The sequence below is a fragment of the Vibrio toranzoniae genome, from assembly GCF_024347655.1.
Classification (GTDB): domain Bacteria; phylum Pseudomonadota; class Gammaproteobacteria; order Enterobacterales; family Vibrionaceae; genus Vibrio; species Vibrio toranzoniae.
On record NZ_AP025515.1, the window covers coordinates 1147524 to 1173507 of the forward strand.

Sequence of the window (25984 nt, forward strand, 5' to 3'; positions counted from 1 at the left end):
GAAATTTTGGTTAACTCAAGGAGAATGGAAGAATGAGTGAGCAAGAAAAACGTACGGTTGTTTCCGGCACAGTAACAATGACACCATCAGAAGCGTTCGTTGAAACTATGGTTGCTAATGATGTTACCGACATGTTCGGCATCATGGGGTCAGCATTTATGGACGCAATGGATATCTTTGCTCCTGCTGGCATTCGATTGGTCCCAGTGGTACACGAGCAAGGTGCTGCTCACATGGCAGATGGCTACTCTCGTGTATCTGGTCGCCATGGTGTGGTTATCGGGCAAAATGGCCCGGGTATCAGTAACTGTGTAACTGCGATTGCCGCGGCATTCTGGGCACACAGCCCGGTCGTGATTGTGACGCCAGAAACAGGTACCAAAACAATGGGCTTAGGTGGTTTCCAAGAGTGTAACCAACTTCCAATGTTCCAAGAGTTTACTAAGTATCAAGGACACGTAACGCACCCAGACCGTATGGCGGAATACACAGGTCGATGCTTTGACCGCGCAATGAGCGAAATGGGTCCGACTCAACTGAATATTCCACGTGACTATTTCTACGGCGAAACTCAAACCGAGATCCCTAAACCCGCGCGTTTAGACCGTGGTCCTGGTGGTGAGAAGTCTCTGAATGAAGCGGCAGACCTGATTGCTGAAGCGAAATTCCCAGTCATCATTTCTGGTGGCGGCGTGGTTATGGCTGACGCAGTTCAAGAGTGTGCTGCACTGGCAGAACGACTAGGCGCACCCGTAGTAAACAGCTACCTACACAATGACTCTTTCCCTGCAAGTCACCCATTATGGTGTGGTCCTTTAGGCTACCAAGGTTCGAAAGCAGCAATGAAGTTGATGGCTCAAGCGGATGTGGTTATCGCTTTGGGTACACGTCTTGGTCCATTCGGTACCTTGCCTCAACATGGCATGGATTACTGGCCGAAAGACGCGAAAATCATCCAGATCGATGCCGACAACAAGATGCTTGGCTTGGTTAAGAAGATCTCTGTTGGTATCTGTGGCGACGCAAAAGCAGCGGCTGTGGCATTAGCTGAAAGACTGGAAGGTCGTGCACTGTTGTGTGATGACAACAAAGGCGATCGCCAAGATACAGTTGCAACAGAGAAAGCACTTTGGGAAAAAGAGCTTGATGAGTGGACACACGAACGTGACTCTTTCAGCTTAGATATGATTGAAGAAAACTCTCACGAGACTCCGTTTTCTGGCGGTGAATACCTACACCCACGCCAAGTACTGCGTGAACTAGAAAAAGCGATGCCAGAAGACGTAATGGTCTCAACGGATATCGGTAACATCAACTCAGTGGCAAACAGCTACTTACGCTTTGAAAAACCACGTAGCTTCTTTGCGGCAATGAGTTTCGGTAACTGTGGCTACGCTTTCCCAACCATCATTGGTGCGAAAGCGGCAGCTCCTCATCGTCCAGCTATCTCTTATGCAGGCGACGGTGCGTGGGGTATGAGCTTGATGGAAACCATGACATGTGTTCGCCATAACATTCCAGTGACAGCCGTGGTATTCCACAACCGTCAATGGGGTGCAGAGAAGAAGAACCAAGTCGACTTCTACAACCGACGCTTTGTTGCTGGTGAACTGGACAACCAAAGCTTTGCGGAAATCGCACGAGCAATGGGCGCTGAAGGTATCACGGTTGATAAGCTAGAAGATGTAGGCCCAACTCTTCAAAAAGCCATCGACATGCAAATGAATGAAGGCAAAACAACCATCATTGAAATCATGTGTACTCAGGAATTGGGCGACCCGTTCCGCCGAGATGCACTATCAACGCCGGTTCGTTTCCTAGATAAGTACAAAGATTACGTATAAGTCATAAGAAATTTGCCCGACCAAAACAGTCTCGTGAATGCAAGATAAAGAGTTATCGAGAATATGGTCGGGCAAATGAATTAGGTTCTAACACTAAGTATTAATTTCAAATTGGATAATGAAACAGAATGGTTAAACGACCGAGTTGTTTTCAAAGATTCTTAATAGTACTGATATCTAAGTCTTGGGTCATATATTTCTATTATTTCGCCCTAAATATTAGAGCCCTAATGAAATAATCAAGATTAATAGTACTCGGTTTCATTAATAGAGACTTATCAATGATTATTATGAATAACTTTTAAATAGTAATTACCGATAAGTCGATAGAGTTATTAGACTTTAGTCTGTGTATTTTATTAGGCATTGATTTTCATTTAATAAACTAAATTTAGTTATTTATATTGTCGAGTGGTTGGAAGAAAATATGAACAATAAACGTTATATAAGCACACTCGAAGAACTGTATAAAATAATTGATTCATTAATGACTGAATGCAGTGACCAATGTGGTTTGATGTATAACGTGTGTGATTATGAAAACAGTAATCTGATGCCAAGTTTAGGCCGTTCAAATCGTAGGAACATACGCCGTGTCGAACAAGAGTTGTTATCAACAGTTCGTGTCTATGGTGGGCATTCACTGAGCTCACACGACATAAATGACTGGTTATTGATGTGTTTAGCCAAGAAACAGGGCTTTCCCACCCGTTTACTGGAATGGACCGATAACCTGTTAAATGCGTTGTGGTCGATGTGTCACAGTCAAAGTAAAGACTGCATAAATATAATTAAAGCTATTGATTATCAGCGGGTTAGTTTCTTCAGTTCGCCGTGTGATCTCAACAAAACTCAGATATTTAATGTGGCGGATTGCGATAAACAAGAGCCACGCAAGGACAAGTGGTATTCCATTCACCCATTTAAGGAAGGTGGCAATGATGCCATTCAGCCTTTGTACGATGAGAAAGAATATTCAAACGGTCTAGTGTCCGTTCATATTCTTCCATCTGTGAAAGTAAACCTGATAAAGGAGTTAATATCCATGAATGTTTTAAATGAACCGACAGAATATGTCGAAGAGAAACTAACAGATTTAAAAAACGAAGAACATGTAGATAACAACCAAGTCATAAATAAAGGTGACGGCAGTATCGAATTACAAGTTAATACTCATGATCGTCAACTTGAACAGTATGGTCGAAAGTATCATCAAGACTTTGATTTCGACTAAAGGCTAACACGTTCCAATTTAATTATATCTTTGATATCGAGAGTGAAAATCCGAGCAAATAAAATTAGAACACTAATTAATTTATAAAAAAATGAAATCTGTGAGCTTAGAGATTGTTTATAACCTAACTCGAAGTTAGAGTGACTAACCTTGTTATCAGGTTGTTAAATTCTCGCAGATCTAGTTTAAACACTCTAATAAAAAAGTGGCGTAAAGCTACTGAAATTTAAACCAATAACGAAAACATAAAGGATTCTGGAATATGAATATGCAAACCAATGCACCAACATTCGTGCTGGAAAACCAAGTCGACACCGCTTTTTTACAGTCTTTCAGTGATGCGTGGAATAACCATGATATTGAGGCGCTCATGTCTTTCATGACGGAAGACTGTGTATTCCACACGGTGGCAGGCGAAGGCTTGCTTGGAAACACTATCGAAGGGTACGAAGCGGTCCGAAATAGCTTTGAATTGGTTTGGCAGAACTTTCCAGATGCGGCTTGGAGCGACCCTGTGCATTTTGTGTGTGGTGACCAAGCAGTGAGTGAGTCAACGTTTTCTGCAACGAACCCGGATGGCAGCGTCATCGAAGCTCGCATGGTTGATGTGTTTACCCTGAAAGATGGAAAAATCAGCGTAAAAAATGCCTTCCGTAAAACACGACCTCTTTTAACTCCTAACAACACTCCCAAGAGCTAGACACGAAACCACAACCCGTTCACGTGTTATGACTAGGAGAGTCGAATTATGAGTTTAGTAATGGAACAACCGGCAGCCGATGTGCCGCCAAAGGTGAAAAGCACCCAAGCAAAAGAAAGCACCCAAGCAAAAGATAAATACGATCCAAAATACGATCCACTTAAAGATAAAAGCCCAGGTCACGGTAAGGAATACGCTCCGACTTATTGGGTAGATACCGCAGGTGCACCACCTGAAGATGATGGCCCAATCACGTCGGATATGGATGTCGATGTGGCGATAATTGGTTCAGGCTACACAGGCCTAAGTACCGCGATACACCTTGCTGAAATGTACGGCATTAAAGCGACTGTGATTGAAGCTAACCGTATGAGTTGGGGCTGCAGTACCCGAAATGGTGGTCAGGCTCAGTGTGCGTCAGGACGTTTGAAGCGTTCTCAGTGGATTGAACGCTGGGGACTCGAAACCGCGCTAAAAATGCACCGCGAATGCGTCGATGGCATGAACACATTTAAGTCTCTAATCAAAGACATTGATTGTGACCCGCAGCCGGGTGGCCACTTATATGTGGCTCACCGTCCAAAAGTGATGGCAACACTCGAGAAAGAAGCCAAGTTGCTGCGTGGCACGTTCGATTACGATGCGCAGATCTTAGATGCGGAAACCGTCAAGCGTGATTATGTTGGTGATCAAGAAGCGGCAGGCGCGATGCATGAGCCCGAAGGGATTGGCATTCATGCTGGGAAATTGGCGTTTGGTTATCTAAGAAAGGCGAGAGCACTCGGCGTAAAAGTTCACCCAGCAAGCCCTGTGATGGGATGGGAAACTCGCAACGGTGTGCACTACCTGAAAACGCCGGGTGGTGTTGTGAAGGCTCGTTCTGTTGGTGTTTGTACGGGTGGGTATACCAGCCAAGGTTTGCATTCCGAGCTTAAGAATCGCCTATTACCAGTCCTTTCTAACTCGATGGTGACGCGTCCGTTAACTCAAAGCGAAATCGCCGCGTGTAACTTCAAAACCAATCAAGTGATTACTGATACTCGAATTCTGCGCCACTACTACCGTTTGTTACCGGATAACCGAGTACAGATTGGTACACGCAGTGCCATCAGTGGCAAGAACGCACCTGAAAAGAAATACGAAGATATGTTGAGATCGGATTTAACCCGAAAATTCCCGTCTCTCGATCAGATCAAAATTGATTATTCATGGTGGGGTTGGGTGGATGTTAGCCACGACATGATGCCAAGAATTTATCAGCCGAATCCAAAGCAATCCATATTCTACGCACTAGGGTATGGCGGCAATGGTGTGATGTACTCCGCTCAAGCAGGTAAACGCCTTGCCCAGTGGATCGCAGGTGAAGGTCATAAACTCGACCTACCAATATTTGAATCAAAACTTCCGTTCCCCAACGTGAGGGAAGTGGTGGAATCAGAGATGTTTGCACCATTTCGAAGAGTAGGGCAACAGTTCCTTTATCAGTGGTATTCGTTAAAGGATGAAAAGCTGTAATCGCGACTCGAACATTGTTTCCAAAATAGGGAAATAGAACTACGACCAGGAAAGTTGTACCAGGTCACCTTGTGAGCAAAGTACAGGCTGGAAGTCTGTATGATATGAAAGGTTAAGACTATGAAATTTATTAAAAATAAAATTATTGCTGGCGTCACAATTGTAGCAACAGCGATGCTATCTCATGCCGCGGCAGCAGCAAATTTTAAAATGGCTATCGGCGATGCTGCTGGTGGTACGCAGTGGGAATTAGCGACATCATTTTCTGAATTGATGGAGCAAAAAACAGACGGTAAAGTCAAAATCGATCTGTTCCCGAATGGCCAATTAGGCAATGAGCAAGACACCGTAAATGATGCGGCAATCGGCTTACTCGACTTCTCTGTACTGGCGATCAACAACGTGACGCCTTTCTCTCCAACCGTTGGTCTATTGACCATGCCTTACGTCATTCAAAGCGCAGAAGAAGCGGTACTACTGACTCAAGGTCAAGTAGGCCAAGACTTAGTCGATAACACGATTCGTGATGCAGGCGTTCGCATCGTAGGTTGGGCTTATTCAGGCTTCAGGGTTTTGACTAACTCGAAAAAGCCCGTTGCTTCACCAGAAGATCTAAAAGGGCTAGTGATTCGTGTACCGCGTAACGAAATCATGATCGCGTCTTATCAAGCATGGGGTGTAAACCCAACGCCAATGGCATGGTCTGAGACTTTCACTGGCCTGCAACAAGGCGTGGTTGATGGTCAAGACAACCCATATATCACTGTTCATGCCATGAAGTTCAATGAAGTACAAAAGTACGTAACCAACCTCCGTTACATCTTCTCACTTGAGCCATTAATCGTTAGTGAAACGGTGTTCCAGCAACAGACGCCTGAAATGCAAAAAATCATTCTTGAAGCGGGTCAAGAAGCGACAGAGCACAGCTTTGCTTACCTAGAAAATACGGAAAACAAGATTCGCGAAGAGCTACAAGCAAAAGGAATGGTATTCACAGACCCAGCAGACAATGAGCAAGAGTGGATCAGCGATGTAACGAAATCAGTTTGGCCTAAGTTCTACTCAAGCATTGGAGGTAAAGATAAGTTAGACGACGTTCTTGAGTTACTAGGTAGAAAGTAACGATTAGATACGCCCTACCTGCTGTTCTCCGCTACATAATTACCTAGCGAAAAGCAGTGGATAGGGCATTTACATGGCTTTACTCGTTGATCTGCTCAGTACCTGATCTTTTTAGGACCGTGAGCGACTGGTTGTCATGTGGAAATCAACATTGGAGGTTATATGTCAGTCGCTAAAACAATAAAAAAGCACCTTAACAACATTGAGGAATATACCTGTTGTCTGCTGCTCGCAAGCTTTGTCCTATTGCTGTTCACACAAATTCTTACTCGTCAGTTCTTTGATTACTCCATCCCTTGGGGTGACGAAGTCGCGACTTACATGTTCGTTTGGTTTGCTTATCTAGGGGCTGTTGTGGCGGCCAAAATGTCAGCTCACAACCGAGTGAGCTTTCATTTTAAATTCTTTCCGCCAATCGTGCAGACCGTGAGTGAAACCATCGCTGACTTCTTATGGCTCTGTTTCAACGGTTACTTCGTTTACCTCAGCTACGACTTCGTGTTCAACAAAATGAATCTGTTTTGGAAGTCTCAGACTACAGGTATCCCGATGAAGTACTTCTACATGATTTTACCTATCGCGTTTTCACTGATGATGATTCGAATTATCTGGAACAACTATGAGCGTTTATTCAAAGGCGCAACCAACGAAGATCCAGAAGTCAAAGAGCTGCGCAAAATGACGGCACAAAAGTCCGCGCAATAGTCATCACAGAGAATAGTCGTAATAGAGAGATGTAATAATGGAATCCTATTTAACTCTAATTTTATTTGGTGGCTTTTTAACGCTGTTAATCCTAGGCGCACCAATCACAGTATCACTGGCCGGCGCTTCGATGGCGGCCTATATGTTGCTCGACAAAAATCCCATCGCTTTAGTACAAATCGCGTTTACCTCGGTGGGTAACTTCCCGTTAATGGCCCTGCCAGCCTTTGTTCTTGCAGGTGCACTAATGGAGGCGGCAGGTATCTCCAAACGTCTGGTGGATATCGCCGAAAGCTTAGCGGGTCCCGTAACAGGCGGCCTTGGCGCGGCAACGGTAATGGCGTGTCTTTTCTTTGGTGCTATCTCGGGTTCGGGCCCAGCAACCACGGCTGCGGTAGGCATGTTGATGGTGCCTGCGATGGTCAAGCGTGATTACGATAAGAGCTACGCATCGGCAGTGACGGCTGCATCCGGAGGGTTGGGCATTATCATCCCGCCATCCATTCCATTGGTTATCTTTGGTATCTCGGCAATGGGCTTAATGGCGCCACCAGAAGCCATTGCTCAACACGGTCAGTTTGCTTCTTTATCGATTCCAAAACTGTTTGTCGCTGGGGTTGTACCGGGCTTCATCATGGCATCGACGCTGGTGGTAACCAACTACTTCATTGCTAAGCGAGAAGGCTATAAAGGGCTGACTGAAACGTGGTCGTTTGGCGATGTAAGGCATTACTTACGCCGCGGATTATGGTCGATATTAGCACCGTTCTTAATTCTTGGCGGTATCTACAGCGGCATGTTCACACCAACAGAATCAGCGGTTGTCGCGATATTCTATTCGTTGTTTGTTGGGCTTTTCATTCACCGAGAACTGTCGTTCAAAAGCGTGATGAAATCTCTGTCGACCACGACATGGATCACAGGGCGTGTATTGTTGATCCTCTTTGCCGCTACCGTGTTTGGCCGCTTGTTGATCGAGCAAAAGATTCCAGTAGTGGTGGCGGAGTCGCTACTCGGTTTTACCGACAACATGTACATGGTGTGGGCGCTAACCATTACCTTGTTGTTGTTTGTCGGCATGTTTATGGAAACGTTAGCCGCGATCATGATTATCGTACCGGTCTTGCTGCCGATAATGTACATGCTGGGTGCTGATCCTACTCACGTGGGCATCGTGGTGGTGTGTACCTTATCGATAGGTTTTGCAACGCCGCCACTGGGGGAGAATATCTTTGTTGCCTCGGGGATAGGCGGAGCTACGGTTGAGCAAATCACCGCGAAGATCCATCCCTTTGTTCTTGCTTCTGTTGTGGGCGTTTTCGTTATCGCTTTCTTCCCACAAATTACGCTTTGGCTACCGTCCTTAGTCGGCTATTAGGAGAGATAACCATGAATTTATCCAGAATCACCCTCATTGGTTGTGCCGTGTTTGCTGTCGTGAGTGGTATTGGTTTACGTGCTGAACATTCTGAAACAGCGAAAGAAACCAAGCCTGTCAATGTGCTCGATATTTCTGAACCACATGTTGTCAGTAAAGCTGAAAGAAGAGCCAAAACCTTGCTTGCGAAGGCAGTGATACACGTTCAAAAAGAGGGTGACGATAGTGTTAAAGACTTCATGAGTGACCCTGAATATATCGATGGGGAGCTCTATGTTTTTGCTTTGGGTATTGATGGCCAATTCCTTGCCAGCGGTGGCTCGTCAATGGTGTTGGTTGGTGACAGTGTTTTAGATACGCAAGACGTTTACGGCAATCCTTTTTTCCGAGAAATGATCACCAAAGCAGTACACAACGGTTTTGGTGAAGTGAAGTATCACTGGACCAATCCGACCGATCGTATGGGTGAACCGAAAACTACTTTCTTTGAGCGTGTGGGTGACGTGATTGTCGCTGTCGGTTATTACCCAGAACGTTCGAGTGCGGCCGAGGCAAAGAATTTATTGGCGAGAGCGATGACCGCGATAGTGGAATCAGAACAAGAGAGCCTGGCAGAATTCAATGACGCCGATGGCAGTTTTGTAGAAGGAGACTTATATGTGTTTGTGATGGATATGAGCTCTGGAAAGTTGCTGGCGCATGGGGTATCTCCTGAGCTTGTCGGGCGGTCACACAGCGAGATTCTAAGCCCTGACGATAAGCCAATTCTTACTGAGATGTTGAACCTTGCGAAAGAAAACGGCCGAGGTGTTTACACTTATCGCTGGTTGAACCCTCAGTCGAGTAAAGTTGAAACCAAGCATACTTATTATCGAGTCATCGACAATAAGTTGGTCGGGGTCGGTTATTACACAAAATCAAACAACACGTAAAATGGTTTCTAACGAGCCCTCAGCCCTGTTAAATAAAGGGCTAGGGGCCCAAAATACCAGTGTGTGTAAAAAAGCAATTTAGTAAAATTAACAGTGTGAAATTTTTGTTGTGAAATTATTTCAAAAATACAGGTAGTATGAAATACATGGAAGCCACACAGTAAAGAATAATTTTTAAAAAGGTCAATCAGGATGTTTGACCTAAATGAAATTCAAAGCCGTACGAGGGATAGACTATGAATATGCTGACACTAGACAAAACAGAACTTCACAGAAACCATTCAACATTTATTGCTGAAGCTGTCTTTGCCGTCGAAATGGTGAAAGCAGACAAGCAACTCGAAAAACAGAAAATGGCAAAACAGTTGCTTGATACTCTATTTCCTCTAGAGGCAGGCTCGCACGAAGACGCAGTAAGCTATGAGATTGACTACAGACACGTTCAAGTTTACTTCAAAAACGGCGAACACACAGGTTTGAAACGTGCTAAGCACTTTGTGGCTTACACTGGCGATAAATCTAAACCTTCTGCAATCTTGTTCCGTGATGAGAGCGGCACGCACGTTGAAGTGACAATAGGTGCTCGTAAAGGTACGGGTCACCTAGAATTGGTTGATATTCAAGATATTCAGCTAGAGACATGCACCACGTTTGGCCAAACTGAGGCCAGTTGCTCTTCAGGAATCCGTCACTGGGTGAGCTTGGTGAAAGGCGATGAAATCGGTCGACCGAATGCATCGAGTGAAGACAAAGAGTTCACGGCGAAAAATGGCGAAGACTACAACCTAGGTTTTTGCTTTGCGATCTAACGCTCTTTAGCGACTGAATTGAACTTCGGTGATTTAAATAACTGAGCGCTGCGATACGTGGCGCTAATATCGCACTATCGATTTCTCTTTACCTTTGGTAATTTCCCCGCCCCTATAGCGGGGCTTTTTTATTAGAGGTATAAGTAAATTAAGCGCTTCTTAAAGTTATCTAACAAAAGTTTTTAAAATTTTATCCCATATCTTTGTTGGTATAAGTATTTGTAATTAAATGATTTATCTGTAAGTTCTAGTCTTTTTTTTATAGCGAGAATGACCATGGATGACAGTACGCTGAGTGACTATTGAGCAAAAACTCAGTCAAAATACTTCGTGCTGTGCTATTATGCGCGGCCTGGGATTGAGCTATTAAGTCCATTTGTCGCCTCTCAAGGTGGTTTTTATCACGTTTATTTAAGTGGTATGGCGAGCCAATCAAGTAGTAGTTGGATATGGAGAACGTCCTTATATTCGTTGATTCGGATATGCGAACATCATAATTTATGAGTTTTAAATCAAAAAAATACAGTATCGATTCTACTGACTATCAAGTTGGTCAAGACAACGTCAGTAAATGGGGCATGGATGTCCATAACACAGTTTTTGTAGCCTCGGTTGGCTTATCTCTTCTCTTTATCATCACTCTTCTTGCTCTTCCTCCTGCGGATGCTAAAGCTGCTATTGATTCTATTAAGGGTGCTGTTCTATCAAAGTTTGACTTCCTGTTTATGTGGGGAGCCAACATCATGCTAGCGTTTGCTGTTGTTATCGCATTTTCACCGTTGGGTAAAATTCGTCTAGGTGGTGAAGAAGCTACGGCGGACTACTCAATGCCATCTTGGATTGCGATGTTATTCGCTGCAGGTATGGGTATTGGACTTATCTTCTGGGGTGTTGCAGAGCCAACCGCCTTCTTCACGAACTGGTTCGGAACGCCATTGAATGCAGAACCCTTCACTGAAGCAGGCCGCGAGTTAGCGCTAGGCGCGACAGTATTCCACTGGGGTTTTCATGCGTGGGCTGTCTATGGTATGACGGCGCTTTGCCTAGCATATTTTGTTTACAACAAAGGCCTACCGTTATCAATGCGCTCTGTGTTTTATCCAATACTGGGTGAGCGAGTGTGGGGCAAAACTGGTGATGTGATCGACGTACTAACCGTACTGGTTACTCTGTTTGGTCTAGCGACTTCATTGGGCTTAGGTGGTACACAAGCGGCAAGTGGTATCAGCCATGTGTTCGGCTTGGAAAATAACATCTTCCTTCAGCAAGCTATTATCGTGTTGATTATGGGTTTGGCGATCATTTCTGTTCTGCGAGGCATGGACGGTGGTGTTAAGTTCCTAAGTAACCTGAACATGGTTATTGCGTTCGTATTCCTTGGCCTTATCGCAGTATTGAACTTTACAACGGTGCTTGATTCAATGGCGACGGCAGTAACGGGTTACGTGAAAAACATCGTAGCATTGAGCCAAAGCTCTGGCCGCGAAGACACAACCTGGCTGCATGGTTGGACTGTGTTCTACTGGGCATGGTGGGTAGCGTATGCACCTTTCTTCGGTATGTTTGTAGCGCGTATTTCTAAAGGTCGTACGGTTCGCGAATTCTTACTTTGTGTACTAATTATCCCAACATTGGTAACGTCAGCTTGGATGTCTATTTTCGGTGGCGTGGCTATCGAGCAAGTGATTAATCAGGTGGGGCAACTTGGCCTTGACCAAGGCATCACAGACGTATCACTAAGCTTGTTCTACATGTTAGATGCTTACGAGTTTGGTAGCATTCTGTCTGTTATCGCTGTCGTGTTGATTATCGTATTCTTCGTTACAACGTTAGACTCTGGTTCTATCGTTATTGATGGTATGACGGCGGGTGGTAAACTTGAAGTACCGGTGAAGCAGAAAGTAGTTTGGGCGGTTATTTCAGGTGCCATCGCGATGGTAATGCTATGGATTGGTGGAACTCAATCAATCCAAGCGCTGCAATCTATTACGATTATTGCAGCACTACCGTTTACGATCATTCTTCTGATTGGTTGTGTGAGCTTGTTGAAAGGCCTACTGACGGAAGTGGGTAAAGGGCAGGAAACCGTTAGCCCTGCATCTGAGTAAACTGCGACGCAGAAATAAGCAGCTAACGCTTTAATTTTACTTAACATTATTTCAAAGCTCTCTTGTACTGTGTGCAAGGGAGCTTTTTTATGGTTCAAAGAAACAAGAAACAAGAAACAAGAAACAAGAAATAATAAAGATAAAAAGAGCCATAAGTGAATAGTCACTTATGGCTCTTTTAACTCTTACTCTTAGGAGCGAGGCTCTAGCTATTAGCTAATGTGCGCTTACGCATCCAATTCGTGCTGAATAACGTAATCTAAAGCACCAACAACAGCAGCAACTTGAGCATCGTTACACTCTTCGTCTGTCACTTTGTCGCTGTCCGGGTAAACCTCAGTGGTTGTACCGTACTTACAATCAGTCACACCGCCGCATAAGCCAAGCTTCTTCATTGGGTAGTTGATCACACCGTGTTGAGTGACGTCTGAACCAATGATCTTGCCTTCGTCATCTGCTGGCGCAATGTGGGTTACTTTTTCAACGGAAGCTATGACAGCTGCTTGGAATTCAGGTTGAGGGTTTTCAGTGTCACCCACCGTGTAGAAACCGTCTGGGATCATACCTTCGATGTACTCAATACCATCACGTGCAGCGAGTGCAGGGCGGAATTCAGTTTCATCAGAATCGGTTGTCTCGTGAAGATCAACGTGAACCAACACTTCTGGTAAAGATGCAACTAATGCACGTAGGTTTGCTGATTCTTCAGCTGGCGTACCGTCATAGAAAGAGCGGTTTGGATCAACAGCATTTGGGTTCCAGCGGTTGATCACTTCGTAACCCCAAGGGCTCACACAAGGTGCGACAACAATGTTGAAGTGCGCTGTATACTTTTCCGCTTGAGTAGCTGCGAATTTGATCGCGCCATGGACACCACTGGTTTCGTAACCGTGAACCCCACCCGTTACAAGAACGGTTGGTTTTGATGCGTCCCAGTTTTTGCTTTTGATAGCGAAGAGTGGGAAGCGAGCTTCGTCGTAGCTCAGTGCTCCGTATTGCTCGATGTCAAAGCGGTCTGCTAGTGCTTTAATCTTTGGTACGACTTCTTGTTGGTATTCACGCTTAGCCGTTCTTTGAGCAAACCATGCTTGACGCTCTGCTTCTTGCCATTTTTTTCCTGGCTCACCAATAGGGTAGGTGTAAGTACTTTCCATTGTTTTATCTCTGTCAGGGACGTTGTGGTGAAGTGAGAATAATCAGCGCAGCGAGATCGTGCAACTTTTATTGAGTGAGTTTATGCTTCGAACGATTGGTATTCTAAATACTGTTTCTAAACGTCGTTATTCTTGGAAGCTTTAGGCTGTTAAGACAACAAAAAACCCTTCACATATGTGAAGGGCTTGATAACTCAACAACATAATTGATGAACTGAAACAGCTTAAAACTCTGTTTACTTAACTGTCCAAGCAATCGTCTCACCGCCACGAATTGGCACCACGATGTCTGAGCCGAAAGGCATTGTTTCAGCAACATTCCACTCTTCTTTTACTAGAGTGATTGTATCTGTGTTACGTGGCATGCCATAAAAGTCTGGGCCATTGTGGCTCGCGAATGCTTCTAGGTTTTCAATCTTGCCTTCTAATTCGAATACTTCAGCATACAGTTCAACCGCAGCGTGCGCTGTGTAAGAACCGGCACAACCACATGCTGACTCTTTTGCGCCTTTCGCGTGTGGCGCAGAGTCTGTACCTAAGAAGAACTTCTTGCTGCCGCTCGTAGCTGCTTCTATAAGCGCCAATTGATGCGTGTTGCGCTTAAGAATCGGTAGGCAATAGAAATGTGGCTTAATGCCGCCAACCAACATGTGGTTACGGTTGTAAAGCAGGTGGTGAGCGGTGATGGTTGCCGCTACGTTGTCGTTCGCGTTCTTAACAAAAGTCGCTGCATCTGCAGTCGTGATATGCTCTAGAACGATCTTCAGGTTAGGGAAATCGTTCACAATCGGCGCTAGAACTGTGTCTAGGAACTCTTTTTCACGGTCAAAGATATCAACGTCGTGAGCCGTTACTTCACCGTGTACAAGCAGCAACATACCCACTTCTTGCATTGTTTCTAGTACGTGGTAGATGTTTTTAGCAGAGGTTACGCCTGAATCAGAGTTTGTTGTTGCGCCTGCTGGGTAAAGCTTAGCAGCAACGACAGCGCCAGACTCTTTCGCTTTGCGAATTTCATCAGGTGTTGTGTTGTCTGTCAGGTAAAGTGCCATTAGAGGCTGAAACTGTTCACTTGGCTGTTCTGCCATGATGCGTTCACGGTAAGCAAGCGCCATTTCGGTATCGGTTACCGGTGGGACGGTATTTGGCATGATTAACGCTCGACCATTGTAACGGCTGATATCGCGAACTGTATCTTTTAGTACGTCGCCATCGCGTAGATGAACATGCCAGTCGTCAGGACGAGTAATCGTAAGTTGTGTCATTGAAGGCTCCCACCAATTGAAGTGTTATGTAGTTGGAGCCTAAACTCGGCGAAATCTGTGAAAGCAATCGCTTACGTTTAGGCGACAGGATGATAGTGGAAAAGCACTTTCATTTCATCCTATTTTTAACTCTTCATGGTTAGGAGCTTGTTTTTATGGGGTTTTAATTCACTATTTATTCCCGGATATGGGTTAGCGGGTGGCCACCCACAGGCCGTGGATCATTCCTGGTACCCAGAAGAAGAAAGTAAGGATGATGTTAATTAGTAAATCTTTACCCGCACCACGAGCGAAGAACACACCAACAGGAGGAAGCAGTACACATAAAATAATAATGACGAGTTTGTTCATGATAAATCCTTTTTTATTCAATGACAGTTCAATGCGATAAACGTGTTCAAATTATAGAACGTATGGAAAGAGTTAGTGTATTGGTGTCTTTATGTATATAAGACAGTCGTTTAAACATCTCAATATATTAGCTTAGTATCAAGTGTTTAATACCTGCCAGTTTATCTATTTATAACCATTTGCTAGCATTGGGACAAACAACAAAACATTGGAATCGTTATGTCGCAGCTATCTTCAGGTCAAAGGGCGTTAGATCAAAGGGCTTTGGAGCAAGAGCCTTCTGATCAAGCTCCTTCTTTATCTCAAATCAATGTGTTTCCGGTAAAATCAGTGGGCGGTATCTCGCTCTCTTCTGCTTGGGTCGAAAAACAAGGCCTTACTTTCGACAGACGCTTTATGCTCGCATTGGCTGACGGTTCAATGGTCACGGCACGTAAGTACCCGAAAATGGTCAAGGTATCTTCAAGTTTGCAACCTGACGGTTTGATTTTCACTTACGAAGGTAAAGAGCCGCTGCGCCTAAAGTATGCGAATTTCAAGATGCAAGAAGCGCCAGCAACGGTTTGGAAAGACAGTTTTACCGCATACACCACCAATGATGACGCCGATGATTGGTTCAGTGACGTGTTGGGTGTTCGTGTTGAGCTACTGTTTTCTGGTGAGCAATCGAATCGTGTCCGTGAAAAGCTCGGTCATAACGTGAGTTTTGCTGACGGCTATCCAATGTTAATAATCAGTCAAGCCTCTCTTGATGAGCTGAATCGTCGCAGCCCTGAAACGCACTCCATGGATCAGTTCCGTACCAACTTTGTTGTTTCCAATACCGAAGCTTTTGCTGAAGATGGTTGGAAGCGTATCCGAATTGGCGAGGTTGAATTCGAAGCAGTGAAACCTTGTGAGCGCTGCATTCTAACCACGGTGGATGTTGAACGTGGCGAATTTAGAACAACAAAAGAGCCGCTCAATACTTTCTCCACTTTTAGAGCCAACGAGCGTGGTGGGGTGTTCTTTGGTCAAAACCTAGTGGCGAAAAATGAAGGCTTAATCAAAGCTGGCGATGTGGTCGAGGTGCTCGAAAGCAAAGAGAAAGAGCATTATGAAGACACTTGGGTTGAGTCACTGCATCTAACGTGTGTTGAGCGCGAAGAGATCGCACGTGACTTTACAACCTTTTGGTTAGAGCCTGCGAAAGAAAACCACTCACTACCACACTACCAGCCAGGCCAACACCTACCGATCGAAATGGTGATTGATGGCAAAAAAGTGTCTCGTCGTTATACGCTATCTTCTAGCCCTTCACGAGCGGGTCGTTTAGCGATTTCTGTGAAGCGAGTGGATGACGGTCAAATATCTAACTGGCTAAATGATCATTTCCAAGTGGGTGATACTTTAGTCGCGCAAAACCCAGACGGTGCGTTCTACTTAGAAGAGAATCCAACTCATCCATTACTGCTGTTGTCTGCAGGTAGTGGCATTACCCCAATGTTGTCGATGCTGCGTTATTTAGCCGACCACGCTCAGATTGATGATGTGGTTTTCTATCATCAATGCAGCAACGAACAAGATATTCCTTATCAAGCTGAGATTGATCAGATCGCTAGCGAACATGCAGGCCTACGTGTGATTTATTCGTTAAGTCAGCCAAGCAAAGAGTGGGATGGTTTATCAGGCCGTTTGAGCATTTCGCATATCGCTAAGATTGAAGAGCTACATAAGCGCCAAGCGTTTGTGTGCGGCCCTGATGGCTTTATGGATAACGCAAAGAAACTGCTAATTCAAATGGGCCTAAACCCTCAGCATTATCACCAAGAAGCGTTTGGTATCGCTCAGTCAACTGAAGAAGCGGTGAAACAACTGCAGTTAAGTGTGAACGGCTACTTATTCGAAGGTAATAACCAATCAACTTTGCTAGAGCAAGCTGAATCGGCGGGCGTACCTATTGCTTCCAGTTGTCGTGCGGGTTTCTGTGGCGCTTGTAAAGTGACTCTTGAGTCAGGACAAGTTCACCACCCCGATGTGCCAGCACTACAAGAGCACGAACGAAACATGGGTCAGATACTAGCGTGTTGCAGCGTTCCTCAAACTGATATCGAAGTTGTGGATTAAAGACTCCTCAGTTCAATAAGAAAAGCACATTAAATAAAAAGGCCGGGAGTTCACGAAAAATGAACTTCCGACCTTTTGATTCTGAGACTAATTCAGAAAATTAATCGTAGATCGTTGGGATTGGCTGACGCTTGTGCTGTGTCGCTTTGTAAATGCTTACTAAGCGATCTGACACGTCTTGAGGGACTTCTTTACCTTCAAGGAAATCATCAATTTGATCGTAAGAAAGGTTCAAGGCTGCTTCGTCGGCTTTCTGTGGATCAAGCTCTTCTAGGTCGGCAGTAGGGACTTTCTTAACCAGTGTTTCTGGGGCACCTAGCGTTGCTGCAAGTTCACGAACCTGACGTTTGTTCAGACCAAACAACGGTGCTAAATCACAGGCACCGTCACCGTGCTTAGTGTAGAACCCCGTGATGTTTTCCGCTGAGTGGTCTGTCCCAATCACAAGGCCGCCAACGTAACCTGCAATTTCGTATTGCGCGATCATGCGAGCGCGAGCTTTCACATTACCTTTCACAAAGTCGATTTTTGCTGAATCTGTTGGTAGCAAGCCTGTACCCTCAAGCGCTACGTGAGAAGCAGCATGAAGCCCATCAACACCTGCTTTAATGTTGACAGAAACAGATTGAGAAGGCTGGATGAAAGAGAGAGCAAGCTGAGCTTCATCTTCATCTTTTTGCTCGCCGTAAGGCAGGCGAACCGCAATGAACTGGTAGTCATTACTGCCTGTGCTCTCGTTTAGGCTGTCGATGGCCATTTGAGCCAATCGGCCACAGGTCGTTGAGTCTACACCGCCACTGATACCAAGGATGAGAGACTTGCAGCCTGACTGCTGAAGTTTCGTTTTAATAAAGTCCACACGACGAGTCACTTCGAAGTGAGGGTCAATTGAAGGTAGTACGCGCATTTCGTCACGAATTAACTGTTTCATTCGTATTCCTTTCCTGCAAGCAAATTAAAAATCTAGTGTTATCATACCTAAATCATCCGATTTAAAAACCTCTTTGCACAAGCATAGAAAGAGAAGGCAGTAATAAATAATGGAAAAAATAGCCATTTTCGGTAGTGCGTTTAACCCACCGAGCTTAGGGCATAAAAGTGTGATTGATTCGTTGGCCCATTTCGACAAAATTCTACTCGTTCCAAGTATTGCCCATGCTTGGGGAAAAGAGATGCTAGACTTTGAGACGAGATGTCAGTTAGTTAACGCATTTATCAGTGATCTTTCACTGGATCAAGTTGAGCTTTCGTTGATCGAAAAGAGCCTATTTACACCCGGTGAAAGCGTGACGACTTATGCTGTTCTCAACGAGCTTCAAAAGTTACATCGTGACGCGGAACTCACCTTTGTTATTGGGCCTGACAACTTCTTTAAGTTCTCATCTTTCTATAAGTCCGATGAGATTACTGAGCGATGGTCCGTAATGGCTTGCCCTGAAAAAGTCAAAATCCGCAGCACAGACATACGTAATGCGCTGGTAAATGGAAACGATGTTGCAAAACTGAGCACTAAGTCAGTTACAAAGATATTGCAAGATGGTGGGCTGTATCAGATAATGTGAGCTCATTAATAAGAGGTCAGAGGACTATGCTAAAGAGCACGATACCAGCGGCGTTGGTTATAGCTGCATGCAGTATGCCTGCGTATGCTGAATGTGGTTTTTTTAGCTTAGATTCGATCATGTTGACCTCTGATAGTGAAAACAATTGTTTGGATTTTTCTACGAGCATCGAATCTTTTGGCCAACGTATGATGGAAATCAGTGGGCTGAGCGATGAGGAAGCGGAGAGTACACCTGATTATTGGACTGACTGGGTACTTCAAAGCAAAGAGGCACCATTTCTCACACAAAGCCTAGAATCAAATTATGTTGGTTTGGGTATGTGGTTTCCTGAAGATCTGGAAGACGAACAGTATGAGATGTCTACCGAAGAGTGGTTACTCAATCATGGTTTGCAATTAAGCATAGGCTTCGGCGAAAAAGTCCAAGGGCAACCTCGGATGCGTTTTGATTACCGTTGGCATGATTCAAGTGACGCCGACCTAATGATGCAAGTTGAGTTACCTTTCTAACGAATGAGACGACAGATTTGCTCTGAATCTTGAGCAGACATTAAAAAGTTAAAAAAGCCGCAAAACTGAAGTGCCTCCATAAAGTGGACGTTTCTGTTAAGCGGCTTTTTAGTTTCTTGTTATTTTGGGCTTGATTTACAGACTGGCTTGAAGTGGAAATGAGTACTCTTAACGAGTGAAGACGGTGGGCCCGCTTCCCCTTGCTTATAGGTATTCACCAAACACTAGCATGCACAGTTGTTCGAACTCTTCTTCTTTCCCTGAAAACAAGTCATCAATTACAAGCGAACGTTTTTGGCCAGACTGCATGCGCTTCTTTGCTTCTCGCATCACCATTACTAAGGTGTGTTCTTGCGGTAAGTTTGAATCATCAATGCTCCATTGATTGAACCGCAGAGACAGGGCACTCTCATAAAGCAGTGGCTTAAACGACAATACCTCTTGCTTCAGTACAGAAAGCATATCTTTACATGCTTGATCGGTATTGTTGGCACTTGAAGCGTGGGACTTGGTCAGTTCCAACTTTTCGAGTAGCGCTAAAGAGAGGTTAGTTTGCGTGATGTAACCCGCTTGTCTTGGAAATGAGTCCGTCAAACGAACAGAGAAGTCAACACGGTTAATCTGAGTGTTTGGAAAGTAGGTCAGTGATGTTAAGCAGTCGTATGGAATCCAGATGCTTTGGCCTGGCTCAACGGCATACTCTTGTTTACCCAGCTTAATCAAAACCAAGCCACTTTGAACCGATACAAGGCTATGTTTAAGTACTTTCTTGCGTGGTGTGATCACCAAGTGCGAAAAGTAAGCCGATGTATATTCAATAGCGAAGTTCATAGATAGTACCTTAATTTTGGGGCGTCAAGATTACCGTTAATCTTAAAGAATGCCAACAGTAACAGGGGATTTTCAATATTTCTGGTCTGACCTTGTCAAAAGTATGGGCTCTGTAGCTGCGATAAGTCAAAACAACGCGTAGAATGAGCCAGCTTTTTATTATATGAATTAAAAAATGACCTCTCCAACCGATCCATATGTTGATATTCGTCCTTACGGCGATAATGAAATTCCAGCGGCATTAAACCGTCTAATTAATGATGAAGAATTTATCAGTGCGATTCTGCACTACCGTTTTTCAAACCATGCGTCTTGGTTCAAAGCATTAATGAGCCCCATTCTGCGTGTGTACTTAAAAATGAAATGGAGCAAGCTGACGAGTGTTGAAACCATTCAGATTGAAGTGAAAAAGTACTTGCGAGACACGCTAGCGAGAACTACAGATGGTGTGACGTACACGGGTGTAGAGTTATTGGATGCGAATCAAGCTTACCTTTTTGTATCAAACCATCGTGACATTGCAATGGATCCGGCGTTAGTAAATTACGCTTTGCATCAAAATAATCATCAGACTTGTCGCATCGCAATTGGTGACAATCTGCTAAAGAAGCCATGTGCGACGGAATTGATGCGCTTGAACAAGAGCTTTATCGTAAAGCGTTCTTTGAAAGGGCCGCGTGAAATGATGAAAGCGCTAGGCCAACTGTCTTCTTACATCAAACACTCTCTAGAAACAGGTAACTCTATCTGGATTGCTCAAAAAGAAGGCCGTGCCAAAGACGGTAATGATTTTACTGAGCCTGCAATTTTGAAGATGTTCCATGTTGAAGGGCGCAAACAAAAAATCGAATTCCCTGAATACGTTAAATCATTAAAGATTGTCCCTGTGGCTATTTCTTACGAAAACGATCCGTGTGACATGGCTAAAGCCGTCGAGCTTTTTGAAAAAGACGTCAACGGCAGCTACGAAAAGGGTGAGTTTGAAGATATTGAAAGTATCATTCAAGGCATCATTGGTAACAAAGGCCGTGTTCATGTTGGTTTCGGTCAGGTTATCGACCAAGATTTTGCGACGCCGGAAGCATTGGCTGAAGAGATCGATCGTCAAATCCACGAAAACTACAAACTGTTCCCAGTAAACCTGTTGGCAGCAGGAAAAGAAGATGAGTCGATTACTGCTGAAGTGAAGCAAGAGTTTGAAGAGAAGCTATCAAGCCTACCAAAAGGTGCTCGCCAGTACTTGATTGATAGCTATGCGAACCCAGTGAAGAATATTGGCTAGTTAATGCTCTTGTTGGTTTACGTATAAGAGATAGATAGCTCTAGCAGGTAAGTGAATAACTAGAGTTGCAAAAGGAGCTTTGAGCTCCTTTTTTGTTCTCTGTTCTTTGTTCTTTGTTCTTTTTGTCTGCTCAAGTATAGACCAAGCCCTTATAGCTTTAGCCTGAGCTAGCGAGCGACTGCGCCACCGAGTTCTAAGTTTGTTGGCCAAGTAGTAATGATATTCCCACCTAGATAAATATTGCCTTTGACTGTCATGGTGTCCGGAAACGCCGTAATAGCAGAGCCACCTATATATAAGTCGCCATCAATCACGATTCCGTTAGGTAGCTCTGTTAAAGGCGTACGAATCACACTCAAGTCTCCTTTCACTCTAAAACCATTCGGTAGCCTCTGCAGTGGGGTGTCAGTAAGGTTAATAAACCCGCCCACTCTTACACCTCTTGGCCAGCTGGTTATTTGGCTACCAATCAGATCAGCGTAACCTTTTATCTTAACCCCGGTAGGAATTCTGGTTAATTGGCTGTTAGATGCTTTCAGGCTGCCATTCACTTCCAATCCTTTAGGTAGGCGAGCAATTGCGGTTTTTTCGATATTGAGATTGCCATCAATGATCAGTCCCGTTGGTAGTGATGTATAAGGCTTGTTTCGTAGATATAAGTTTCCGTAATTATCGAGATGGTTCAATATTTGAGAGTGATCGAGCGGTTCGGCACTGAGATTTGTTATGGTTAAGGCACCAATAATAAGTGCAATTATTCTGAGCATAACGGGCTTCTTATTACGATAGACGTTAACACTATAATGGAAAAATTATTCTCGCACAGTATTTTACCAACTTGATGGTAGATTAAATCAAATCGTGTGGTTAAATAGTGAGAAGTCAACAATGGCAGGTAAATCAATGACTAGAGTAAAAAAACAAATATTTAAGGTCTTTCTGATCGCGGCTTCAACGTTTGGTTCAATGTCTGTGAATGCGAACAAAGTAATTTCAACACCCGCAAAGGCTGCAGTATTGGTGACTCAAGGCGGTCAACAGCAACGAGTTTGTTATTATGATGATAAGGCTTATAGTATTGGTGCCGTGTTAGAGATCGGCGGAGTTGTGATTAAATGTGCGGTCGAAAATGATTTTGAGCAAAATGGTGCGCTTAGGTGGGTTGAAATAATAAAAAAAGACGAGTAATAAACTCGCCTTTTAATTATATGAATATGATTGCTTATATTAACGTGCTAATGAGCGTGTCTTAAGTTCGAAAATAATCTTTTCAGCGCTGACTTCAAATTTAAAGCGCGCTTGCAATTCAGTGCTCTCTTCTGTCATCTCTGACGCTTCAAACTCAACGTTGCTAGACACTTGCTTTGCCAACTCAACATACTTAGCAAACTCAGCTTCAATAAGGTCTTTGGAGTTACCGTAAACCGTTACTTCAGCAACGTCGTCGCCTTCTTTAATGATAAACCCGATTTCGCCTGCACAGCCGCAAGCCTCACATACATCGTTGTTGCCCATATCTTGGCTCATAAATAATCCTCTTACAAAGTCTGAGGTTATTCTAGCGAGCAATTTGAACGGTATCTACAAAAATTGAAACCTTTGAACTAATTCGTTGTAGTAGGCTATGTTGTTTACTTGAAGGCAAAATAAATATAAACATTTGCAATGAAAAATACATATGTGATCTTTATCATGTTTTTTTGAGGGTTAATGTTATTAATTCGTCAGAATATCATTCACTTAGTTGCGCTAGAAATGATTTTATAAGACTATCTATTGCTTGATAGGTATTTATAAGATGAATTTTTCGTAGAGTATTTCATATTCTAAGTTGTTATTTAAAACTATCGACTTAGGGTAGTAAGGTGATTTTTGAAGAGCAATTAAACAAAGTGTCCACAGAGCATCAATGTAAAATTGTTCGTACAAAGTATTTGTGTGAGTTTAGTGAAAAATACTTGCGAAAAAATACCTTGCTCACATAATACTGATAACGATTTTCATTCTGACTTCAACTCATAGAGTTAGATGGATTTACAAAGAGAAGAGCCTGAATATGCCAAAGCGTAGTAAAGAAGATACAGAAATCACAATCCAGAAGATTATGGATGCCGTTGTAGACCAGTTACTAAGGTTGGGCTACGACAAGATGTCATACACGACGTTAAGTCAGCAAACGGGTGTTTCTCGTACAGGTATCAGCCACCATTTTCCAAAGAAAACAGACTTTACGGCTGCCCTAGACGGGCGAATCTTCAAAATGTTTATGGAACATATTGATTCCGAAAATGGTCTTGATGCATTCTCTGCAAGCTGGATTAAGTCTCTAGAAGACGCTGAATTTATAGCAATCTTACGTTTACTTTTCCATCATATTGTTACTGCTGAAAGTGCGCATGAGTTCGCTGCAAACGGTATTGATCGTCTTTACAAACTGACAGAAACTCAGTTTGGTGATACTAGCGGTAAAGAATTAGAGTGGCTAATTGGTAAATCATTGATCCGTATGAGTCGGTAATGATCATATGGATTCAAAGAAGCTCCCTGGGGAGCTTTTTTTGTGCCTGTTGTTTGAGTTCGGATGCCTCAATCTATACCACTCTCTTAAATCTGTTTTCTTCTCTTCAGTTTCCCTATGTTCTGGGATTTAAAGTGTTAATGTCAGGTGTGAGTAATCAAAGCCCCGAATGAGTCGAGGCTTTGATGAACCAATACTTTGGAATGGAATGGAATGAAAATTAGCAATCGTTATTGAGCTGGATGAACCTGAGGGAAACTCATGGTTGGGTGTTTTTCAACAATACTTCTGTAGCCATAGACATCTTCAATCATCGAGGGCTGAAGTGCCTCCCAAGGGCTGCCATCACAAACTAAGTTACCATCTTTCAATACCACGAGTCGGTCGGAATACTGAGCGGCTAGGTTTAGGTCGTGCAGAACCACGATAACGGCAGCATTGTGGTTGTCGGCTAACTCTCTCGCGATCTTTAAGGTGTTGTGCTGGTGGGCAAGATCCAGTGCTGATGTGGGTTCATCAAGCATCAAGATACATTGGTCACCAGAGTGGTGAAGTTGGGTTAATACTCGAGCCAAGTGAACACGCTGTTTTTCACCACCAGACAGAGAAGGGTAGAGCCTTTCACTCAAGTGAGTCACATCGGCAACCTCCATTTTTTGGCTAGCGATGCTAGTGAGCTTTTTGTTGGACTCTTGCAGAGGGATACCACCGAGTTCGACGACTTCATGTGCCAGAAATGGGAAGGTCAACGTACTGTGTTGAGGAAGCATCGCTAAGTGCTTGGCCAACTTCTGTGAAGGCCACTTGTCTTTGGTGTGTCCAAAATATTGGATATCACCCGTACTCGATATCTCCTGACATAAAGCTTTCAGCAGCGTGCTTTTTCCCGCGCCGTTTGGCCCAAGTAGTGTGGTGACCTTTCCTGCTTCAATCTCAATAGAAACACCATCTAATATCACTTTACTACCGAACTTCACTTCGATGTCGGTCGCTTTTAACGCTGAAGGAAACATTAAAGGATTCTCCCTTTCTGTTGAAATAGTAGATACAAGAAGAATGGAGCACCGATGATTGCAGTGACAATGCCTACAGGCAGTTCTGCCGGTGCAAGTACCACGCGTGAGAACATGTCTGCGGCGGTTAATAGTAGTGCACCAAGCACTGCAGACAGTGGCAACAGAACTCGGTGATCAGGGCCTGCCAACATACGACCTAAATGTGGGATCACCAGCCCAATGAACCCAATCATACCAGACAAGCTAACCGTAATTCCGACACCAGCAGCCGTGAGGAGAATCAGCTTTCGTTTGAGCTTTTGTACAGGAATACCAAGATGCTGCGCTTCTGACTCACCTAATAACAAAGCATTTAGCGACATCGCTTGACGGTAGAACACAACAAATAATCCAACGAGAGCCACAGCTGCAAGTAAAATGCCTGACCATTTTGCGCCTGCCAATGAGCCCATCGACCACAGTGAAAGATCACGCAGCATTTGATCATCAGCAATGAAGTTTAAGAATCCAATACCAGCTGCTGATAGCGCGCTTATTGCTACACCTGCTAGCAACATGATGGTCACTGAAGTACCGAATTTGCCAGTACCAAGTTTGTAAACCAGCAGCGTGGTTAATGCGCCGCCCAGAAAGGCGAAAACAGGCACGGCCATAAAATTCATGAAGGAAGGGTATTGCAGTGAAAGCTCAGAGAACAAAACGATAGCCAATGCTGCACCTAATGCTGCGCCCGCTGACACGCCGATGATCCCAGGCTCGGCAAGCGGGTTTCGAAACAAACCCTGCATGACCGCGCCACACAAAGCGAGGATTGCGCCAATCAGCATGCACAAGATGGTTCTAGGTAAGCGAATTTCTTGAATGACTAAGTTGATGTGAGGTGCTAAGTCATTGTTTGGTTGAATTAAGCTTGTGGCGCTGTCCGCTAAGCTAATGTTCATTGGCCCAACAGTGATCGAGTACAGCGCGACAAAGGCTAGGGTAGCACCTAGGCCTAACATCGATGTTTTCAGTGGGACGGATCGTAACAACATAAAGGG

25 protein-coding genes are annotated in these 25984 nt (G+C 44.2%); 16 read left to right on the top strand and 9 right to left on the bottom strand.

Annotated features, from left to right (window positions below; genetic code table 11):
* Positions 1-32: 32 nt before the first annotated feature.
* The 10 genes from xsc to OCU50_RS19465 all read left to right on the top strand — a co-directional run bounded on the left by xsc (position 33) and on the right by OCU50_RS19465 (position 12347).
* Positions 33-1844 (top strand): sulfoacetaldehyde acetyltransferase, encoded by a 1812-nt coding sequence (gene xsc, locus OCU50_RS19420; protein ID WP_060469317.1) that lies wholly within the window; start codon positions 33-35, stop codon positions 1842-1844.
* A 427-nt stretch (positions 1845-2271) separates the two neighbouring features.
* Positions 2272-3078, top strand: a complete 807-nt coding sequence (locus OCU50_RS19425) for an FRG domain-containing protein (RefSeq protein WP_060469318.1) — start codon at positions 2272-2274, stop codon at positions 3076-3078.
* A gap of 262 nt (positions 3079-3340) precedes the next feature.
* The gene (locus OCU50_RS19430; protein ID WP_060469319.1) at positions 3341-3778 is read left to right on the top strand and encodes a nuclear transport factor 2 family protein; all 438 of its coding nucleotides are present in this window, start codon (positions 3341-3343) and stop codon (positions 3776-3778) included.
* Positions 3779-3826: 48 nt separating this feature from the next.
* On the top strand, positions 3827-5293 hold the full coding sequence (locus OCU50_RS19435) for an NAD(P)/FAD-dependent oxidoreductase (RefSeq protein WP_060469320.1): 1467 nt from the start codon (positions 3827-3829) through the stop codon (positions 5291-5293).
* Positions 5294-5413: 120 nt separating this feature from the next.
* Positions 5414-6415: a TRAP transporter substrate-binding protein gene (locus tag OCU50_RS19440; protein ID WP_060469321.1), complete on the top strand. Its 1002-nt coding sequence runs from the start codon at positions 5414-5416 to the stop codon at positions 6413-6415.
* A gap of 162 nt (positions 6416-6577) precedes the next feature.
* Positions 6578-7120, top strand: coding sequence for a TRAP transporter small permease (locus OCU50_RS19445; RefSeq protein WP_017064289.1), 543 nt, complete (start codon positions 6578-6580; stop codon positions 7118-7120).
* 37 nt (positions 7121-7157) lie between these two features.
* Positions 7158-8498 (top strand): TRAP transporter large permease, encoded by a 1341-nt coding sequence (locus OCU50_RS19450; RefSeq protein ID WP_060469322.1) that lies wholly within the window; start codon positions 7158-7160, stop codon positions 8496-8498.
* A gap of 11 nt (positions 8499-8509) precedes the next feature.
* Positions 8510-9430, top strand: coding sequence for a cache domain-containing protein (locus tag OCU50_RS19455; RefSeq protein ID WP_060469323.1), 921 nt, complete (start codon positions 8510-8512; stop codon positions 9428-9430).
* A 236-nt stretch (positions 9431-9666) separates the two neighbouring features.
* Positions 9667-10239: an aldolase/citrate lyase/malate synthase family protein gene (locus OCU50_RS19460; protein ID WP_017057944.1), complete on the top strand. Its 573-nt coding sequence runs from the start codon at positions 9667-9669 to the stop codon at positions 10237-10239.
* A gap of 500 nt (positions 10240-10739) precedes the next feature.
* Positions 10740-12347: a BCCT family transporter gene (locus tag OCU50_RS19465; RefSeq protein ID WP_017057945.1), complete on the top strand. Its 1608-nt coding sequence runs from the start codon at positions 10740-10742 to the stop codon at positions 12345-12347.
* A gap of 227 nt (positions 12348-12574) precedes the next feature.
* On the opposite strand, the gene OCU50_RS19470 is transcribed toward OCU50_RS19465, so the two are convergent.
* The 3 genes from OCU50_RS19470 to OCU50_RS19480 all read right to left on the bottom strand — a co-directional run bounded on the left by OCU50_RS19470 (position 12575) and on the right by OCU50_RS19480 (position 15117).
* Positions 12575-13501, bottom strand: a complete 927-nt coding sequence (locus OCU50_RS19470; RefSeq protein ID WP_060469324.1) for a M14 family metallopeptidase — start codon at positions 13499-13501, stop codon at positions 12575-12577.
* Between the two features lie 236 nt (positions 13502-13737).
* Positions 13738-14766, bottom strand: a complete 1029-nt coding sequence (gene pyrC, locus OCU50_RS19475) for a dihydroorotase (RefSeq protein ID WP_060469325.1) — start codon at positions 14764-14766, stop codon at positions 13738-13740.
* A gap of 192 nt (positions 14767-14958) precedes the next feature.
* Positions 14959-15117 carry a YqaE/Pmp3 family membrane protein gene (locus OCU50_RS19480; RefSeq protein ID WP_004731890.1) on the bottom strand — a complete coding sequence of 53 codons (159 nt, stop codon included), beginning with the start codon at positions 15115-15117 and terminating at the stop codon, positions 14959-14961.
* A 219-nt stretch (positions 15118-15336) separates the two neighbouring features.
* Between OCU50_RS19480 and OCU50_RS19485 the strand changes: the two genes are divergently transcribed.
* Complete coding sequence (locus OCU50_RS19485) at positions 15337-17223, top strand: hybrid-cluster NAD(P)-dependent oxidoreductase (protein WP_060469326.1); 1887 nt, start codon at positions 15337-15339, stop codon at positions 17221-17223.
* 100 nt (positions 17224-17323) lie between these two features.
* Here OCU50_RS19485 and nadE read toward each other — a convergent pair whose 3' ends face one another.
* The gene (nadE, locus tag OCU50_RS19490; RefSeq protein WP_060469327.1) at positions 17324-18154 is read right to left on the bottom strand and encodes an ammonia-dependent NAD(+) synthetase; all 831 of its coding nucleotides are present in this window, start codon (positions 18152-18154) and stop codon (positions 17324-17326) included.
* 109 nt (positions 18155-18263) lie between these two features.
* Here nadE and OCU50_RS19495 point away from each other — a divergent pair, with 109 nt between their 5' ends.
* Positions 18264-18785: a nicotinate-nicotinamide nucleotide adenylyltransferase gene (locus tag OCU50_RS19495; protein WP_060469328.1), complete on the top strand. Its 522-nt coding sequence runs from the start codon at positions 18264-18266 to the stop codon at positions 18783-18785.
* Positions 18786-18811: 26 nt separating this feature from the next.
* The gene (locus OCU50_RS19500; protein WP_060469329.1) at positions 18812-19297 is read left to right on the top strand and encodes a hypothetical protein; all 486 of its coding nucleotides are present in this window, start codon (positions 18812-18814) and stop codon (positions 19295-19297) included.
* 204 nt (positions 19298-19501) lie between these two features.
* Here OCU50_RS19500 and OCU50_RS19505 read toward each other — a convergent pair whose 3' ends face one another.
* Positions 19502-20128 carry a hypothetical protein gene (locus tag OCU50_RS19505; protein ID WP_060469330.1) on the bottom strand — a complete coding sequence of 209 codons (627 nt, stop codon included), beginning with the start codon at positions 20126-20128 and terminating at the stop codon, positions 19502-19504.
* A 175-nt stretch (positions 20129-20303) separates the two neighbouring features.
* Here OCU50_RS19505 and OCU50_RS19510 point away from each other — a divergent pair, with 175 nt between their 5' ends.
* A complete protein-coding gene (locus tag OCU50_RS19510; protein WP_060469331.1) occupies positions 20304-21410 on the top strand; it encodes a 1-acyl-sn-glycerol-3-phosphate acyltransferase in 1107 nt (368 codons plus the stop codon).
* A 167-nt stretch (positions 21411-21577) separates the two neighbouring features.
* On the opposite strand, the gene OCU50_RS19515 is transcribed toward OCU50_RS19510, so the two are convergent.
* Positions 21578-22177, bottom strand: a complete 600-nt coding sequence (locus OCU50_RS19515; RefSeq protein ID WP_060469332.1) for a hypothetical protein — start codon at positions 22175-22177, stop codon at positions 21578-21580.
* A gap of 121 nt (positions 22178-22298) precedes the next feature.
* Here OCU50_RS19515 and OCU50_RS19520 point away from each other — a divergent pair, with 121 nt between their 5' ends.
* On the top strand, positions 22299-22598 hold the full coding sequence (locus OCU50_RS19520; RefSeq protein WP_060469333.1) for a YnjH family protein: 300 nt from the start codon (positions 22299-22301) through the stop codon (positions 22596-22598).
* A gap of 39 nt (positions 22599-22637) precedes the next feature.
* Here the strand turns inward: OCU50_RS19520 and OCU50_RS19525 are convergent, their stop codons facing one another.
* A complete protein-coding gene (locus OCU50_RS19525) occupies positions 22638-22937 on the bottom strand; it encodes a YfcZ/YiiS family protein (protein ID WP_060469334.1) in 300 nt (99 codons plus the stop codon).
* Between the two features lie 529 nt (positions 22938-23466).
* Between OCU50_RS19525 and OCU50_RS19530 the strand changes: the two genes are divergently transcribed.
* A complete protein-coding gene (locus OCU50_RS19530; protein ID WP_060469335.1) occupies positions 23467-23928 on the top strand; it encodes a TetR/AcrR family transcriptional regulator in 462 nt (153 codons plus the stop codon).
* Between the two features lie 230 nt (positions 23929-24158).
* On the opposite strand, the gene OCU50_RS19535 is transcribed toward OCU50_RS19530, so the two are convergent.
* Both OCU50_RS19535 and OCU50_RS19540 read right to left on the bottom strand, forming a co-directional pair.
* A complete protein-coding gene (locus tag OCU50_RS19535) occupies positions 24159-24941 on the bottom strand; it encodes a heme ABC transporter ATP-binding protein (RefSeq protein ID WP_060469336.1) in 783 nt (260 codons plus the stop codon).
* The gene (locus OCU50_RS19540; protein ID WP_060469337.1) at positions 24941-25978 is read right to left on the bottom strand and encodes a FecCD family ABC transporter permease; all 1038 of its coding nucleotides are present in this window, start codon (positions 25976-25978) and stop codon (positions 24941-24943) included. Before OCU50_RS19540 ends, OCU50_RS19535 begins: the two co-directional genes overlap by 1 nt.
* Positions 25979-25984: the final 6 nt, after the last annotated feature.

What these genes read in the sequence shown, in the direction of transcription:
- pyrC (WP_060469325.1), bottom strand. Translation starts at nt 14,766, where the DNA reads ATGACACAACTTACGATTACTCGTCCTGACGACTGGCATGTTCATCTA.
- OCU50_RS19515 (WP_060469332.1), bottom strand. Translation starts at nt 22,177, where the DNA reads ATGCTCAGAATAATTGCACTTATTATTGGTGCCTTAACCATAACAAAT.
- OCU50_RS19435 (WP_060469320.1), top strand. Translation starts at nt 3,827, where the DNA reads ATGAGTTTAGTAATGGAACAACCGGCAGCCGATGTGCCGCCAAAGGTG.
- OCU50_RS19450 (WP_060469322.1), top strand. Translation starts at nt 7,158, where the DNA reads ATGGAATCCTATTTAACTCTAATTTTATTTGGTGGCTTTTTAACGCTG.
- OCU50_RS19520 (WP_060469333.1), top strand. Translation starts at nt 22,299, where the DNA reads ATGGCAGGTAAATCAATGACTAGAGTAAAAAAACAAATATTTAAGGTC.
- OCU50_RS19540 (WP_060469337.1), bottom strand. Translation starts at nt 25,978, where the DNA reads ATGTTGTTACGATCCGTCCCACTGAAAACATCGATGTTAGGCCTAGGT.
- OCU50_RS19480 (WP_004731890.1), bottom strand. Translation starts at nt 15,117, where the DNA reads ATGAACAAACTCGTCATTATTATTTTATGTGTACTGCTTCCTCCTGTT.
- OCU50_RS19505 (WP_060469330.1), bottom strand. Translation starts at nt 20,128, where the DNA reads ATGAACTTCGCTATTGAATATACATCGGCTTACTTTTCGCACTTGGTG.
- OCU50_RS19495 (WP_060469328.1), top strand. Translation starts at nt 18,264, where the DNA reads ATGGAAAAAATAGCCATTTTCGGTAGTGCGTTTAACCCACCGAGCTTA.
- OCU50_RS19445 (WP_017064289.1), top strand. Translation starts at nt 6,578, where the DNA reads ATGTCAGTCGCTAAAACAATAAAAAAGCACCTTAACAACATTGAGGAA.
- OCU50_RS19510 (WP_060469331.1), top strand. Translation starts at nt 20,304, where the DNA reads ATGACCTCTCCAACCGATCCATATGTTGATATTCGTCCTTACGGCGAT.
- xsc (WP_060469317.1), top strand. Translation starts at nt 33, where the DNA reads ATGAGTGAGCAAGAAAAACGTACGGTTGTTTCCGGCACAGTAACAATG.
- OCU50_RS19470 (WP_060469324.1), bottom strand. Translation starts at nt 13,501, where the DNA reads ATGGAAAGTACTTACACCTACCCTATTGGTGAGCCAGGAAAAAAATGG.
- OCU50_RS19460 (WP_017057944.1), top strand. Translation starts at nt 9,667, where the DNA reads ATGAATATGCTGACACTAGACAAAACAGAACTTCACAGAAACCATTCA.
- OCU50_RS19440 (WP_060469321.1), top strand. Translation starts at nt 5,414, where the DNA reads ATGAAATTTATTAAAAATAAAATTATTGCTGGCGTCACAATTGTAGCA.
- OCU50_RS19525 (WP_060469334.1), bottom strand. Translation starts at nt 22,937, where the DNA reads ATGAGCCAAGATATGGGCAACAACGATGTATGTGAGGCTTGCGGCTGT.
- OCU50_RS19485 (WP_060469326.1), top strand. Translation starts at nt 15,337, where the DNA reads ATGTCGCAGCTATCTTCAGGTCAAAGGGCGTTAGATCAAAGGGCTTTG.
- OCU50_RS19425 (WP_060469318.1), top strand. Translation starts at nt 2,272, where the DNA reads ATGAACAATAAACGTTATATAAGCACACTCGAAGAACTGTATAAAATA.
- OCU50_RS19530 (WP_060469335.1), top strand. Translation starts at nt 23,467, where the DNA reads ATGCCAAAGCGTAGTAAAGAAGATACAGAAATCACAATCCAGAAGATT.
- OCU50_RS19535 (WP_060469336.1), bottom strand. Translation starts at nt 24,941, where the DNA reads ATGTTTCCTTCAGCGTTAAAAGCGACCGACATCGAAGTGAAGTTCGGT.
- OCU50_RS19500 (WP_060469329.1), top strand. Translation starts at nt 18,812, where the DNA reads ATGCTAAAGAGCACGATACCAGCGGCGTTGGTTATAGCTGCATGCAGT.
- nadE (WP_060469327.1), bottom strand. Translation starts at nt 18,154, where the DNA reads ATGAAACAGTTAATTCGTGACGAAATGCGCGTACTACCTTCAATTGAC.
- OCU50_RS19430 (WP_060469319.1), top strand. Translation starts at nt 3,341, where the DNA reads ATGAATATGCAAACCAATGCACCAACATTCGTGCTGGAAAACCAAGTC.
- OCU50_RS19455 (WP_060469323.1), top strand. Translation starts at nt 8,510, where the DNA reads ATGAATTTATCCAGAATCACCCTCATTGGTTGTGCCGTGTTTGCTGTC.
- OCU50_RS19465 (WP_017057945.1), top strand. Translation starts at nt 10,740, where the DNA reads ATGAGTTTTAAATCAAAAAAATACAGTATCGATTCTACTGACTATCAA.